Origin of the sequence: Synechococcus sp. PCC 6717, assembly GCF_022698185.1 — a bacterium.
GTDB classification, from domain to species: domain Bacteria; phylum Cyanobacteriota; class Cyanobacteriia; order Thermosynechococcales; family Thermosynechococcaceae; genus Thermosynechococcus; species Thermosynechococcus lividus.
Window position 1 is genome coordinate 165025 of record NZ_JAKLTV010000001.1, and the last position, 13231, is coordinate 178255.

The following is a 13231-nucleotide window of genomic DNA, read 5'->3' on the forward strand; positions in this document are numbered from 1 at the left end:
ATTCCTACCCTATGCTGGCCACCTCACTGCCGATCAAAGCGCAGATTGACCTGATTCTCCTCAGCCTTGAGGCACTGGCTCATATTGGCTCAGGTGAGGTTTTGGCCTTGGCGGGAGCCATGGGGTTTGAAGCGTACCTACCGGATCGGGTTGGGCTATGGCGACTACGCCAATCCAGCCCCTTGCGGCGGGGKCGTAGTGGTCGTCGCAAGCTGGATATTGATGAAGCCCGTGCTCTTGCTCTTGTCTGCAGCCGCTTAGCTCAGCGCCATCAGCAAACCATTCGCACAGCGGTCGAGCATTGGCAACAGCAGGTGGAACAGCAGCACCCTCCATACCATGATCCCCTGCTAGGGGATTATCTGGATCGTTTTACCAGTTTGTATGCAGAACGAATGGCTAGTCCCAGCCTCAATGGCGAAGAGCTGACGCAGTTAGGCTTAGACTTACTGGTTGATCTGCTGTTTTACAGTACGCCCCAAGGATCGCGCCGCCTTTGGATGGCGCTACTAGAGCGAACTGCCCCACCAGAAGAGCCACCTCTAGAGCTACTGGAGCCAGAACCCMCCCCACAMCCCACCGCCGATCTACCCACCCTGTTTCCCCACTCAGATGCCTGATGAGTACGACGCTAAGCTATCACCAGCCCACTTGCGAGCTTGAGGTCGCCGCTGAATTTTTGCCCCTGAGCCAAACCTTGCCCCGTGCCCCCGTGCGATCGCTGCACTTTACCCTCCACCTCGGTCAACAACTCACTGTGACAGGCAACGATCGCCAGCTTTATCGCTTAAAAACCGCCGTCAATACCTACATTGATGCGCTGCTGAGTCGCCGAGTCACACCAGTTACCGTTAGGGAAGATAACATTTCCCTGCGATCGCGATCTCTCTTGGAGCACGAACTCCATTGGCCAGAGCACGAGGTTGTGGCTCTCAAACTGACCGAGCTGTACGACTTAGCCACCGTCTTAGATGACTGGTCAGCCGCCATGCAACCCTTACCAGAGCTGGTGGCCACCTCCCAAGCCAAACTGGCACAAATTCCCATTTGGCTTAAGAGCACTGCCATTGCCGTAGGGGTTTTAGCTGTCTTCACCCTCAGCCAACAGTGGTTGCTGCGCTCACCGATGCCCCTCAGTCAAGCGCCTATTCCCACAGATCAGGCCAGCTTGCCATCGTTAACAACACCGCTGCCCTTGCCGGAACCAACCCTGAATCCTGAACTTGCTCCCCTGCCAACCACACCAGAGGCTCCCCCGGCCACCCCCCCCMGTACCACCGAGCTAGTTCCCCTACCGCCGCCACCGGAGATGCCCCCACCGGCAGTGCTCCCTCCCCCACCTATCGCTGCTGTTGAACCCGCTCCCGTGCCGGATCAAAATCCGGATCAAAATAATGTGGTGGTCGAGTCTCCCCAAAGTCGCGTCTCTGCAGGCATTAGCGCCGCACCAATTGCGCCGCCCGCCAGTAGTTCTGTGTCAGCCACAACCCTGCGGGAAGTAAAAACGTATTTTCAAGATCGCTGGCAGCCCCCCACTAGTTTAGACACATCTCTAGAGTATCGGCTGGTTCTGAATCCTGACGGCACCCTTGCCCAGGCATTACCCCTGAACGGCGCTGCGGTACGCTTTATTGATCGCACCCCCATTCCCCTACGGGAAAGCCCCTTGGCTAGTCCCTTTGGCAGCAATCAGCCCATCTTGCTACGGTTAGTGCTGATGCCGTCCGGCACTGTACAGGTTTTTGGCGAGAGTTAAATCCTTTGAGGGGTTTAGTTGAGGGATCCTTTTCACCACGTTGAGAAAGACAACACAGAGGGTTAGCTTGGTAGCTCCGTACTTTAGTACGGGGTGGAAAAGCCCTAAAGCAACTTTAGTTGCTCTGTGTTAAACTATACTTGGTCGCCATCCTTGGTGAAAAACCCAATCGGCGACAGTTGTTACAAGTAAGCAGAACCTTGGGGCTTTGCCTCTAGGAACTGTGTAGGGGCGTCTTGACAACGCCTTTATGAGTTCGTTTATGGACTGCGTAAGAATCCCCCACCTTTAGGTGGTGGGAGTGTCAATCCAACGCAACGCCTGCCATAGCCCTACGTTGTGCGCGTGGCTGAGGCTATCTAGAGAGGGTAGAGAGTCACAGCGAATTTCGGATCGCCACAACTCTGGAAGAGATGGCCCATAAAGACAGTTGTAATACAGCGGTTTCCGCAACGATATGGGACAATTCTTGCAGAAACAATTTCTGAGACGTTGAAGAATGACTTTGCTCACTGCTGCTGCTGTGCCAGTTAGTTATGCAAACCGCTGTAAGTTGTAAATGAGCCGTGCAACCCATAGGGGATATGGTGCTTTAGGTGCAGACGGGCAATGGGGCCGCCATGGATGGCCGCAGCATCAAAAATCAGTAATTGGGACGTGTGGGAACTGGCATCGTACATGACCTGTAACACCCAGCCATCGTCTTCGTCTTGGGAGCCGTGCCAGAGAAAACTCCCCTGATCGAGACCCCGGGGGACAAAAATGGGTTCGCCGACAAATCCTTGGGGTGCTGCTGACCAAAACTGCTGCTCACCGCTGTGGCGATCGCGCCGCCAAAGTGCCTGCAAAGGGGCATTGATCTTAGGATCATGACCAGCCGCTAGGTAGGTGTAGCGGTAGGGCTGCCCCACCTTAGCTGGATGCACCACTGGAAATTCGCAGGGGCGATCGTCCACTATGGTTGAGATTACCTTGTCCGTGGGTCGATGGATGGTGATGTGCCACAGCAAACTGGCGGGGRGAGATGCAAAAWTCACCTCACGAAAATCTGTGCCCGGGTCGAGGGTGGGGAAGTGGCTGTAGGCAATGGACTCGATGTGAATCTCGTCGCCAGCTTCATAGGCATTGGCATGATGAAAGACAAAGCAGGCTGGCATTGTGAACTGTTGCGGTGCCCCCCCCGCTCTTGGCAAAAGCCAGATGCGCGTGGGCTCGTTGGCATTAAATTGAATACACTGCGCTGCTCCGCGCAATCCCAATAGGTAAGGTAAGGGGTTGAGCCGCACCGGGTTTTGAAACACAATGGCGTAGTGTGGGGTGAGCGCAATGTCGTGAATAAAGGCAAACCCAGGAATCTGGAAGACGGGCTGCGAGACACACTCTCCCGTGGCAGCAAATTCGTAGAGGTGAATGCGGGTATTGAGTCCGGGYTTGAGTGCAAAGTTAACAAGCCGTTGCGTTTGGGGGTCAAAGCGGGGATGCGCTGCAAAGGCATCGTGTTCGCCTAAGAGGCCGTCTAGATTGTCTAACCCTAGGGTCTCTAGGGTGGCCGGATCCAGACGATGGGGAAGACCCGCTTCCCACAAAGCCAGTAACTTGCCCCCCCAATAAATGATGTGGGTATTGGCAATATTTTTAATGCGAGTGTCTAAAAAATTCGCCAGCCAGCCCCCAGGCTTTTGGGTGCCAAAGACACCGCGATAGAGAAGGCGATCGGCTTTTTCTTCTTCTAGAAACCCGGCTGTGCGCACGTAGCGATTGCGAAAGTGCACCCGCCCCTGTTCAAAGCGAAAGGCGCAGATCATGCCATCACCATCAAAGGGATGGGCAAGGGAGACCCCACCCCGCTCCAGTAAGCCAGGGCCATTACGGTAGAGGGTACCGTTGAGATCCTTGGGAACAGTGCCCTCCACTTCATCAATCCAATAGTCGTATTCTTCAGTGAGAGACTGAGTACCGCCCCGCCAGTCGGCCATGCTATAGGGGCGATCGCCGGTCAATAATCCAGTCATGAGACACTTGGCTCCAATTCAACATCAACAGAGACAGTCGCCTTGGTGGCGCTAGAGGTGGGGGGCTTAATCTGCTGGGGTAGCCAACCGAGCAGGGGCAAGGGCAGCAGCGTACTCACGTTGGTTATTAGCACCAGCAACCACAATCGGTCAAAATTATGCTCTGTAATCCCCAACCAATGGGTCAGAAGCGCCCCCAGTTCATGGGAGACCAAATTAGCAAGATTACTAATGGACATCAGTAGCGCAAACAGAGTGGCTTCAATCCCTGGGGGGCACAGGCGTGCGGCTAACACTAACACTGGCATGAAAGCAATTTGACCCATCACCGCCAGAACAAGGCTATCCCCCACGCTAAACCACTCATCACTAATGCCCCATTGGCGATTGAGATGGGTCACCAGAATTAAACTCGATAAACCCAGCACGGCTGAGAGAATGGTACTCCAGAAAAAGATTGTACGAATGGGTAAAGTTTTAAGGTAGCGCTGAAAGAGCCATACTCCCAGTAGCGATGCCACACTGGTGACAAGGCGCACCCGTCCCAGAAATTCTGGCTCAAACCCTAGCGCATTGGTGGTGAAAAAGAAAAACGCTGATTCTGACCCCGGTGTAGCCTGCCAAAGAAAGAGAAAAGCGACCGGCAGCCAAATGGTCTTTTGCATCATTGCCGTGCGCACGCGACCAATGTGCTGCCATGTTTGCCGCAGGTCTGGAGCAACCCTGATGCGATCTTCAGCGATCGCCCCTGCCACCGCTGAAACCAGTAGGGGAAAGGTGGCCGTGAGCAAAAACACCGTGCGCGTACTCACCCATTGCAGCAGTTGACCACTGAAGTAAGCCGTGAGGATTCCCCCCAAGGCCGTGGCTGCCCAGCTTAGGGATTGCAGCGTTCCTGTTTCAGTGGCTGACTCCTGACGCGCCCGCTCCACCACTAAGGAGTCAACAATGACATCACTGAGGGCAATGGCAATGGAGGCAACCAGAATCGCTAGGGTCGCTTGCCACGCCGTTTGCACCCAAGTTCCCAAGCTCAGCCATGCCCCGCAGCCCAATAGCCCCGAAAGGACTAGGTAGGAGCGGCGCCGAAAGCCAAAGAGGGGCCAACTATCGGAGACCAAGCCAAATACCGGCTTGATCACCCACGGTAGTGCCGCCACCCCCATCAACGCTGCCACTTCAGCCGGAGAGAGACCCAATTCATCCTTAAAGAAAAAACTGATGGCTAGCCGTGCCAACCCCAAAACCCCTTGCACAAAATAGACCAACAAAATGGCAAACAATTCACCACTGGGGTCTTGGCCAAACAGCAGTGTTTTTTGTAGCCACTGAAACCAGCGTTGAGGTTGCGAAGGTTGTACCAACATTACTAAATGTTAAGTAACGGCATTGCCTCCATCATATCGAGGGATGCTGGAAATTGCTATGGGAGTCTGACGCTAGGATGCTCTGGTTTCTGCTGCGGCACAAAAATGCGCCTCAAACAAGAGAGACTAAACTTGCTATGATAGGAAGTCTGTGAATTTTACACATCCGTCCCCTTGGGTGTCCTCACCGGATGATGGCGGATGGTCGCTTAACCCATAGGAGTACAACTGAATGTCTGTTTTAAGCCTTGCCCAGATGCTCGAGGCAGGGGTTCACTTTGGCCACCAAGCGCGGCGTTGGAACCCCCGCATGGCACCCTACATTTTTACCGTTCGCAATGGGGTGCACATCATTGACCTTGTGCAAACGGCTCAACTGGTGGATGAAGCCTATCACTACATCCGTGAGGCCTCCGAAAAAGGCAAACGCTTCTTGTTTATTGGCACAAAGCGGCAAGCAGCGGGCATCATCCATCAAGAGGCGTTGCGTTGCGGCAGCTACTATGTGAACCAACGCTGGTTGGGGGGAATGCTCACCAACTGGAATACGATTAAAACCCGCGTGGATCGCCTCAAAGAACTAGAAAGCATGGAAGAAAGTGGCCTCATTGATCTGCGTCCCAAGCAAGAAGCCTCGACACTGCGGCGAGAGCTATCGCGACTGCAAAAGTACCTTGGTGGTATTAAGCAAATGCGTCGCTTGCCCGATGTGGCCATCATCGTTGATGTCAAACGAGAGTACAATGCCGTAGCTGAGTGTCAAAAGTTAGGCATTCCCATTGTGGCGCTATTAGATACCAACTGTGACCCCAATCAAGTGGATATTCCCATTCCGGCTAACGATGATGCCATTCGTTCCATTAAGCTGATTGTGGGCAAGCTGGCCGATGCGATCTACGAAGGTCGCCATGGCCAGTTGGATGAGCCAGAACTCGATCTTCCTGAAGAGGATGAAAGTGCAGATGGCGATGCTGAATCCCTTGATATTCCCGATGAATCTGACGCTTAATCGTTGAGGAACACACCATGGCAGAGATTTCAGCCAAATTAGTCAAAGAACTGCGCGACAAGACCGGCGCCGGTATGATGGACTGCAAAAAAGCGCTGCAAGAGTCTAACGGCGATATGGAAGCGGCCATTGCTTGGCTACGGCAAAAGGGCTTAGCCTCAGCCGGTAAAAAGGCAGGCCGTGTCACCAGTGAAGGACTGGTGGATAGCTACATCCACACCGGCGGTCGCATTGGGGTTCTGGTCGAGGTCAACTGCGAGACCGACTTTGTTGCCCGCAACGAAAAATTCAAGGCACTGGTTCAAGATATTGCCAAGCAAATTGCTGCGTGTCCAAACGTGGAATTTGTCTCTATCGATGATATTCCGGCTGACTATAAGGAAAAGGAACGCCAAATTGCCCTTGGCTCTGATGCCCTGCAAGGTAAGCCACCGGAGGTCAAGGAAAAAATTGTTGCCGGCAAGCTAGAAAAAACGCTGAAAGAGTTGTGTTTGCTGAATCAGCCCTTTATTCGCGATCAGTCTAAGACCGTTGAAGAGCTAGTGAAGGAAAAAATCGCTGAACTAGGGGAAAATATCCAAGTACGGCGATTCCAACGCTTTGTTTTGGGGGAAGGTATCGAAAAGCAGGAGACTAATCTTGCGCAGGAGGTAGCAGCACAAACCCAAGCCATGGCTGCTGCTGCGCCGGCACCGGAACCGGCTCCCTCACCAACGGAGGCCGAGTCGAAAGGCTTTGCTGGTTCAAGTTCGAAAAGCAAGAAAGGGAGCGGTAAGAGCCGTTCCACTGGCAAAAACAAAAAGGGGTCATAGCTACCACGAGGCATCGTCTATTCGCTAGGGTTGCGTGTTGCCCAATTTGTATTTGTGAATGTCGGAGCGTCCCATGAGTGTATGGCTGCCTCAACCTACCGCTGATGGCTCGGCCACCTTCTTCTCCGCAGAATTTGGTGAGAGCTTTCATAGCCGCACGGGTGCGCAGCAGGAAGCTCTAGAAAAGTTTGCGATCGCCACTGCGCTAGAAGAAAAAAGCCAACGCTCCCATGTCACCCTCTTGGATATTTGCTATGGCCTTGGCTACAATACCGCCGCCGCCCTCGATGTGATCTGGCAGCGGCATCCCCATTGCCATATTACAGTGGTTGGTCTGGAACTGGATGCAACGGTTCCGGTGGCGGCGATCGCCATCATGCCACCCTGGCCGGAGTCCGTCCTCGAGGTTCTACGTGCCTTGGCGCACCACCACCGCTACACCACAGCGAACTGTCAGGCGCAACTGTGCCTAGGCGATGCCCGCCAAACCATTCAAGACCTTGCAGCTAGCGGCTTTCAGGCCGATGCAATTTTCCTTGACCCCTTTTCGCCGCAGCGGTGTCCCCAATTGTGGAGCGTCGAGTTTTTGCGGGTTGTGGCGCGGTGTCTGGCGCCCGATGGGTATCTGGCCACCTACTCCCGCGCAGCAGCGGTGCGATCTGCACTGTTAGCGGCCGGTTTGCACATTGGCACCCTGCCCTTGCGTGCCCCCCACGCCCCTCATGAGTGGTCTCAGGGCACCATTGCCCGCTGGCAGTCTTCAGGCTTGATTCCCCTGTCTGCGATGGAACAGGAGCACCTGCAAACCCGCGCCGGCATTCCCTATCGTGACCCCTGCCTTATAGATACGCCGCAGCAGATTCAGGCACGGCGGTATGCCGAGCAGCAGACCTCAGGGCGGGAGTCCMCCAGCCAATGGCGACGACGCTGGGGAATTTACTGAGGCAGCGAGGGGGGAGAGCTATAGGCGGTTTTCAGGCTCCATACCAGCAGCGCCACTGTCAAGAACGAAATTGCCGCACCCCACAGCCAATAGGGCAAAAACAGATACTTTTGTAGTAAACCCGTGTCGGAGAGGTGACCACTGGGAATACTGTAGGTAAACTACTCCCAGCTAAAGCAGGGAGCTTTTAGTAGCCCTGCAGTTAGCAAGCCAACCACGAGCCTCTGGGGTGGTTTACAGCACCCCCAATCGACCGTTACCAGTGCCCTGAACAGCTGTTTCTGGTGTCCGCACTACAATTATAACCTAAAGCAACTAAAGTTGCTAAAGGAGCTTTCCTCCCCGTACTGAAGTACGGGGCTTCCAGCCCTACCCGATGTGAAGAGGTAGCCCACCTGCTGAAAGGTACTAATACAGGCTTGCACCCCCAAAAATTGAATACTAAAGTCCTTCAGCCAGCGGCTTCCCCGATAGGCAATCAATAGTACCCCTAACCCAATGAGGGGCATCACGAGAATGCCAAACAGGGAGCGCACCCACAAAAGGGTTGAAACCATGATAATAATGCCTAAGGCCTGGAGGCAAAGGCTAGTTGCATGCGGCGATCGCGATGACAAAATCAACACACTACCAGCAATGGCTGGCCCCAGTGGCCCGCCGATCGCCACCAACCCATGCCCCAACCGCCCCAACAACACCTCGCCACCATAGTGGGCAAACCCTGAACCATTGGGGAAAATGACTAATTCACGGAAGTAGCCCCCCAGCAGGATAGCGGTGAGGCCGTGCCCCATTTCATGAAACCATGTGGCTAAAATTGTAAACGGATAGAGAAGGTAGTTCCCCAGCGGTACCTGCCAGAGGATCACTGTGGCAACAGCGGCAGCAATTAACCAGAGACCCCCGTGGGAGGACACAGGTGCCACCGGTAGTTGCAACGAGCGATCGGGGCGAAACTTAACCATTGCGACTAGCAAAATCAGCGTTTCGGTGCCAAAAACATAATCATATTGCGGCCTTCTTGTTTTGGAGGTTGCTGCACCTCGGCTATGGCTTGTAAATCATTGGCCATCCGCTTGAGCAGGTCTTCTGCAAGGTGAGAGTGCTGAATTTCCCGTCCCCGGAAGGTGACTGTTGCTTTTACCTTATCTCCTGCTTTGATGAAGCGCTCCGCGCGGTTAATGCAAACATTGTAATCGTGTTCTTCAATTTTGTAGCGCATCTTCACCTCCTTAACATCAGAGGTGTGTTGCTTTTTGCGGGCTTCACGCGCTTTCTTTTCTTGCTCAAAACGAAACTTACCGTAATCAATGATTTTACACACCGGCGGATCGGCCTTATCGCTGACAAGAACGAGGTCAAGTTCTTTTTCGCGGGCGATCGCCATCGCCTCTTGAGAGGTCATAATGCCCAATTGAGAGCCGTCGCTATCAACAACTCGCACCCGTGGAAAACGAATGCGCTCATTAATCATGGGTTGATCTTGCTGTGTTTTTTTGGTGAGAGCCACTGGTACCTGTGTCGTAATACAATCAATGAGCAAATATACAAGAGCAATGAATTGCTCCTACTTAGGGTAACAAGCATTGCTGCTCCCTGCTATACATCTTAGCGGAGGAATGGCAGAACCCTCAGCACAGATGGTGGTTGGTTATCCGTTCGTTGTGGGCACAATAAGGGCTTCAAACTGCGCTCGAATAGCAGTGGTGACGTCGTTAAGGGCTTGCCGCGCCCCCCGGCGATCGCGGCGATAGAGGGGCCAGTAATGCTCCAAATCAATTGGTTCACCGACACTTAAGCGCACCTGCCGCGGCCCTACTAGCCCATTGACATTCGAGTGCTTTCCTTCGAGCCAATCAAAGGTGCGCCAGAGGATGAGCACCACCTCAGCAAAGCGATCAATACTGGGTTGCTCGCGCACATAGCTGCCGGTCACTGAGGTAAACCGCTCCGCTAAACGCATATGCCGGAGCCGCACATTCGCTTCTTCTGCCAGCCAGTCTGCCAGACAGCGCTCTACGGTAGAAAGCTGATCTAAGTCTCCGCGAAACATTCGCTCCCACGCGGCGTACTCAATGCGCCGACAGCGATCCATAAAATCCTCGCTGGGCTTGAGGCCAAAGTAGTCTTCCGCAACCACAAGGACACTGTGCAACAGCCGCTGCAACCGCGCCGCCAACTCGGCATTGGCATTCTCAAAGGCTGGCAGCGGGGGAAACTGCTGCCGATAAGACTTGGCATAAAACTCTTCTAAGCAATCTAACAAGTGCATTGCCACGTTAAATAAGCGACGGTACAACAGTTCTACATCCGTACCGCTTGCAGTGGTGCCACACCCCAGTCGCTGCTCTAGCTGATCCATGAGGTGCGCAATCCGTGCCCATGAGGGGCTAGCTAGGGTGTATTGAATGCCAATGGGCAAAATCACCACAGGGAGCGATCGCCCGGCTTTGGCTAAATCCTCTAAGCACCAAAACCCCAGTTGAGCCACCCCGGGTTCTAAGGGTGCCACCAATTCATTGTGCTCATTTGTGGCTCCCTCCGGTGCTGCTGCCAAGGGAAATCGCCCCTCCAGTAACAACTCCCGCGCTGCCCGCAACGCTTGGGTATCCAGCTTGCCGCGGATAATGGAACTGCCCCCTAGGCGCRAAAAGAGCCATCCTACCGCCTCTCCCGCCCACAGGGGAATCCCGCGATCGTAGAGAAAATAGCCGTTGGTGGGCGATTTTAAGGGAATCCCGATTTGTCTGGCGGTACGGGGCAATAGGTGCCACATCAGGTAGCCCATGACCAAGGGATCATCGGTACTGGGATGGCGAAACGCCAGCAACAACCGCAGTTGACCGGCTTGAAATTGCTGATAGGTACGTGCCAGGGTCTCAACATTGACCCCCTCTATCTTGCGAAAGCCTAGGCCGTAACGTAAGTACAGCGGTAACAGCCGCGAGCACCCCCACCACACTGGATAACTAAACCGTTGCGGTAAAAAGTGCAACGGGGGACGAGCAGCAGTCACAGCACTAGACATGGGCAGCCTCCTCAGCAGCGGATTAAACCGGGGCAGTTGCTAGCTCGGCAATTAACTGCTCTAGCATAGGCTGATCCGCCCAGTAAACAGCATTACAGAACTGACACGTTGCTTCAGCCTTTGCCTCTGTGGCTAGAATATCCTTTAATTCTGCTTCCCCCAAGAGCTTGAGTGCCGCTAACATCCGTTCTTGGGAACAGCCACAGTGAAAGCGTACCATTTGCCGTTGGGGTAGAATCTGTAGCTCCATATCCCCCAATAATTCCTGAAAAATATCTGGCAAGGTGCGACCGGCCTGTAACAGCGGTGTAAATCCTCGTAAATTGGCAACCCGCTGCTCAAGGGTGGCAATGAGATGCTCATCATTGGCTGCTTTGGGTAAGACTTGCAGCATTAAGCCACCCGCAGCAGTGACCCCCTCTTCGCCAACAAACACTCCAAGCATTAGTGCCGAAGGGGTTTGCTCTGAGGTGGCAAGGTAATAGGTGATATCCTCGGCAATTTCCCCAGAAACCAGTTCGACGGTACTGGAGTAAGGATAGCCGTAGCCCAGATCATGAATCACGTAGAGGTACCCCTGCCCTCCCACGGCGGCACCCACATCTAATTTGCCTTGGGAATTGGGCGGTAACTCCACTTGGGGCTGTTGGACGTAGCCACGCACGGTACCATCACTGCCAGCGTCTGCAAAAATAATTCCCAATGGACCATTGCCCTTGATGCGGAGGTTAACCCGGGCTTGGGGCTGCTTGAAACTAGAGGCTAAAATGAGGCCTGCTGCCATGGTGCGGCCAAGGGCAGCGGTGGCCACGTAGGACAATTGGTGTCGCTGCCGAGCGTCATCGGTAAGCTGGGTGGTAATCACCCCTACTGCCCGAATGCCTTCGGCTGCTGCTGTTGCTCGTAACAAAAAGTCCGCCATGATGACCCTACGTTTGCAATCTTTCGTTACATTTAGCATAACTGGCTGTTGAGCCACTGCTCAATTGAGGGTTAGCTTGGGCGTACCTGTAACTCTGCAAATCGCCTGAATCGACGTAAAATAGGGAGACAAGCAGGAATGGGGTTGCACAGTAGTGGTGAATTGGGCAGCAATCAAGGATCAGTCCGCCATGGCGACTCCCTTAACCGTTTTAACTGCGGCAACTGCACTGGCAGAAGGCTCCGTGCTGCCCGAAGGGGGGCTAGTGACCCAGATTCCGACGCTGGCGATCGCCCACCGTTTAAGTGAACAGCTTCAGTCCCATTGGCCTACTACAACAACCGTCAGCCTGATTGATGCCCAGCAGCAGGCGATCGCCCTATCCCTTGGCGACCTCAGCAACCTCACCAGCGCAGAGTGTCCCCTCCAACTCTACCTTCCGCCGCCGTTACCACCGGCTCTTGCTCAGCTGAACCAACTCATCGCAGTGGTACGGCAACTCCGCCATCCAGAAACTGGCTGTCCGTGGGACTTGCAGCAAACCCCCACCAGTTTAATTCCCTACATTCTTGAGGAAGCCTACGAAGTAGTGCATGCCCTACAACAGGAGCAGCCAGCGGCCATTGCTGAAGAATTAGGGGATCTGTTGCTACAGGTGGTGCTACAAAGCCAACTCGCCGCCGAAGCAGATCAATTCACCATAGCTGACGTAGCCCAGCGCATTACCGAGAAACTGATCCGCCGTCATCCCCACGTGTTTGGCACCGTGGAACTCACCACTGCCGAAGACGTACGAGATCAATGGGAGCACATTAAAGCTAGCGAAAAAGGCGAGGAGGCCTCTTTACCCCTCAGTCAAAAACTGCACCGCTATGCCCGTACTCTTCCTCCCCTGATCGCAGGCATCAAAATTGGTGAGCGTGCCAGCCGATCTGGCTTGGACTGGCCGACCATTAGTGGCGCGTGGGAAAAATTCTATGAAGAGCTAGCAGAATTTCAAGAAGCACTGCTGAAGGGCGAACCCAGCCAGCAGGCCGCTGAACTGGGGGATTTACTATTTAGTGTGATTAACCTTGCCCGTTGGTGCCAGCTCGACCCCGTGCAAGCCCTGCAACAGACCTATCAACGTTTTATTCAGCGCCTAGAACTAATTGAAGCAGCGATTGACCGCCCCCTTGAGGATTATAGTTTGGCGGAGCTAGACGCCCTGTGGCAACAGGCAAAGCAGCAGCTTGAGGGAGCGTCTGAGGCTGAGCAACCTGAAGAGCCGCCTATTGAGCAAAAGTGAACGACTCCCGACACTCATCTTCGTTGAGTAAGCACAATTCACACATACAGKGGGGGGCTTCCCGCCGATGTTGCGAAACCCCGTCCCTCTCAAG

The 13231-nt window shown here is 54.1% G+C and carries 12 protein-coding genes; 6 read left to right on the forward strand and 6 right to left on the reverse strand.

Annotation, left to right across the window (positions count from 1 at the left end; translation table 11 throughout):
- Window positions 1-11: 11 nt before the first annotated feature.
- Window positions 12-620, forward strand: a complete 609-nt coding sequence (locus tag L5470_RS00800; protein ID WP_499497555.1) for a DUF3038 domain-containing protein — start codon at window positions 12-14, stop codon at window positions 618-620.
- Complete coding sequence (locus L5470_RS00805) at window positions 620-1756, forward strand: DUF4335 domain-containing protein (protein WP_499497557.1); 1137 nt, start codon at window positions 620-622, stop codon at window positions 1754-1756. Before L5470_RS00800 ends, L5470_RS00805 begins: the two co-directional genes overlap by 1 nt.
- A gap of 530 nt (window positions 1757-2286) precedes the next feature.
- Here the strand turns inward: L5470_RS00805 and L5470_RS00810 are convergent.
- Window positions 2287-3768, reverse strand: a complete 1482-nt coding sequence (locus L5470_RS00810) for a carotenoid oxygenase family protein (RefSeq protein ID WP_499497559.1) — start codon at window positions 3766-3768, stop codon at window positions 2287-2289.
- Window positions 3765-5135, reverse strand: a complete 1371-nt coding sequence (locus L5470_RS00815) for a folate/biopterin family MFS transporter (RefSeq protein ID WP_499497561.1) — start codon at window positions 5133-5135, stop codon at window positions 3765-3767. The genes L5470_RS00810 and L5470_RS00815 overlap by 4 nt, the downstream gene beginning before the upstream one ends.
- A 232-nt stretch (window positions 5136-5367) precedes the next feature.
- Here L5470_RS00815 and rpsB point away from each other — a divergent pair, with 232 nt between their 5' ends.
- The 3 genes from rpsB (at window position 5368) to L5470_RS00830 (ending at window position 7899) form a co-directional block, all read left to right on the forward strand.
- Window positions 5368-6144, forward strand: coding sequence for a 30S ribosomal protein S2 (rpsB, locus tag L5470_RS00820; protein WP_099798477.1), 777 nt, complete (start codon window positions 5368-5370; stop codon window positions 6142-6144).
- Between the two features lie 17 nt (window positions 6145-6161).
- Complete coding sequence (gene tsf / locus L5470_RS00825) at window positions 6162-6956, forward strand: translation elongation factor Ts (RefSeq protein WP_099798476.1); 795 nt, start codon at window positions 6162-6164, stop codon at window positions 6954-6956.
- 73 nt (window positions 6957-7029) lie between these two features.
- Window positions 7030-7899, forward strand: a complete 870-nt coding sequence (locus L5470_RS00830) for a tRNA (5-methylaminomethyl-2-thiouridine)(34)-methyltransferase MnmD (protein WP_499497564.1) — start codon at window positions 7030-7032, stop codon at window positions 7897-7899.
- A 299-nt stretch (window positions 7900-8198) separates the two neighbouring features.
- On the opposite strand, the gene L5470_RS00835 is transcribed toward L5470_RS00830, so the two are convergent.
- The 4 genes from L5470_RS00835 to hslO all read right to left on the reverse strand — a co-directional run bounded on the left by L5470_RS00835 (window position 8199) and on the right by hslO (window position 11849).
- On the reverse strand, window positions 8199-8864 hold the full coding sequence (locus L5470_RS00835; RefSeq protein ID WP_499497566.1) for a M50 family metallopeptidase: 666 nt from the start codon (window positions 8862-8864) through the stop codon (window positions 8199-8201).
- Between the two features lie 14 nt (window positions 8865-8878).
- Window positions 8879-9373 (reverse strand): translation initiation factor IF-3, encoded by a 495-nt coding sequence (infC, locus tag L5470_RS00840; protein ID WP_376787932.1) that lies wholly within the window; start codon window positions 9371-9373, stop codon window positions 8879-8881.
- Between the two features lie 177 nt (window positions 9374-9550).
- Complete coding sequence (locus L5470_RS00845) at window positions 9551-10927, reverse strand: 1-acyl-sn-glycerol-3-phosphate acyltransferase (protein ID WP_499497568.1); 1377 nt, start codon at window positions 10925-10927, stop codon at window positions 9551-9553.
- A 22-nt stretch (window positions 10928-10949) separates the two neighbouring features.
- A complete protein-coding gene (gene hslO, locus L5470_RS00850; protein WP_448514819.1) occupies window positions 10950-11849 on the reverse strand; it encodes an Hsp33 family molecular chaperone HslO in 900 nt (299 codons plus the stop codon).
- Between the two features lie 190 nt (window positions 11850-12039).
- Between hslO and mazG the strand changes: the two genes are divergently transcribed.
- Window positions 12040-13137: a nucleoside triphosphate pyrophosphohydrolase gene (gene mazG, locus L5470_RS00855; protein WP_499497569.1), complete on the forward strand. Its 1098-nt coding sequence runs from the start codon at window positions 12040-12042 to the stop codon at window positions 13135-13137.
- The last annotated feature ends 94 nt before the right edge of the window (window positions 13138-13231 follow it).

Excerpts from the sequence above, each read along its gene's own strand:
- L5470_RS00815 (WP_499497561.1), bottom strand. The coding sequence starts at position 5,135 with ATGTTGGTACAACCTTCGCAACCTCAACGCTGGTTTCAGTGGCTACAA.
- rpsB (WP_099798477.1), top strand. The coding sequence starts at position 5,368 with ATGTCTGTTTTAAGCCTTGCCCAGATGCTCGAGGCAGGGGTTCACTTT.
- tsf (WP_099798476.1), top strand. The coding sequence starts at position 6,162 with ATGGCAGAGATTTCAGCCAAATTAGTCAAAGAACTGCGCGACAAGACC.
- mazG (WP_499497569.1), top strand. The coding sequence starts at position 12,040 with ATGGCGACTCCCTTAACCGTTTTAACTGCGGCAACTGCACTGGCAGAA.
- hslO (WP_448514819.1), bottom strand. The coding sequence starts at position 11,849 with ATGGCGGACTTTTTGTTACGAGCAACAGCAGCAGCCGAAGGCATTCGG.
- infC (WP_376787932.1), bottom strand. The coding sequence starts at position 9,373 with ATGATTAATGAGCGCATTCGTTTTCCACGGGTGCGAGTTGTTGATAGC.
- L5470_RS00835 (WP_499497566.1), bottom strand. The coding sequence starts at position 8,864 with ATGGTTAAGTTTCGCCCCGATCGCTCGTTGCAACTACCGGTGGCACCT.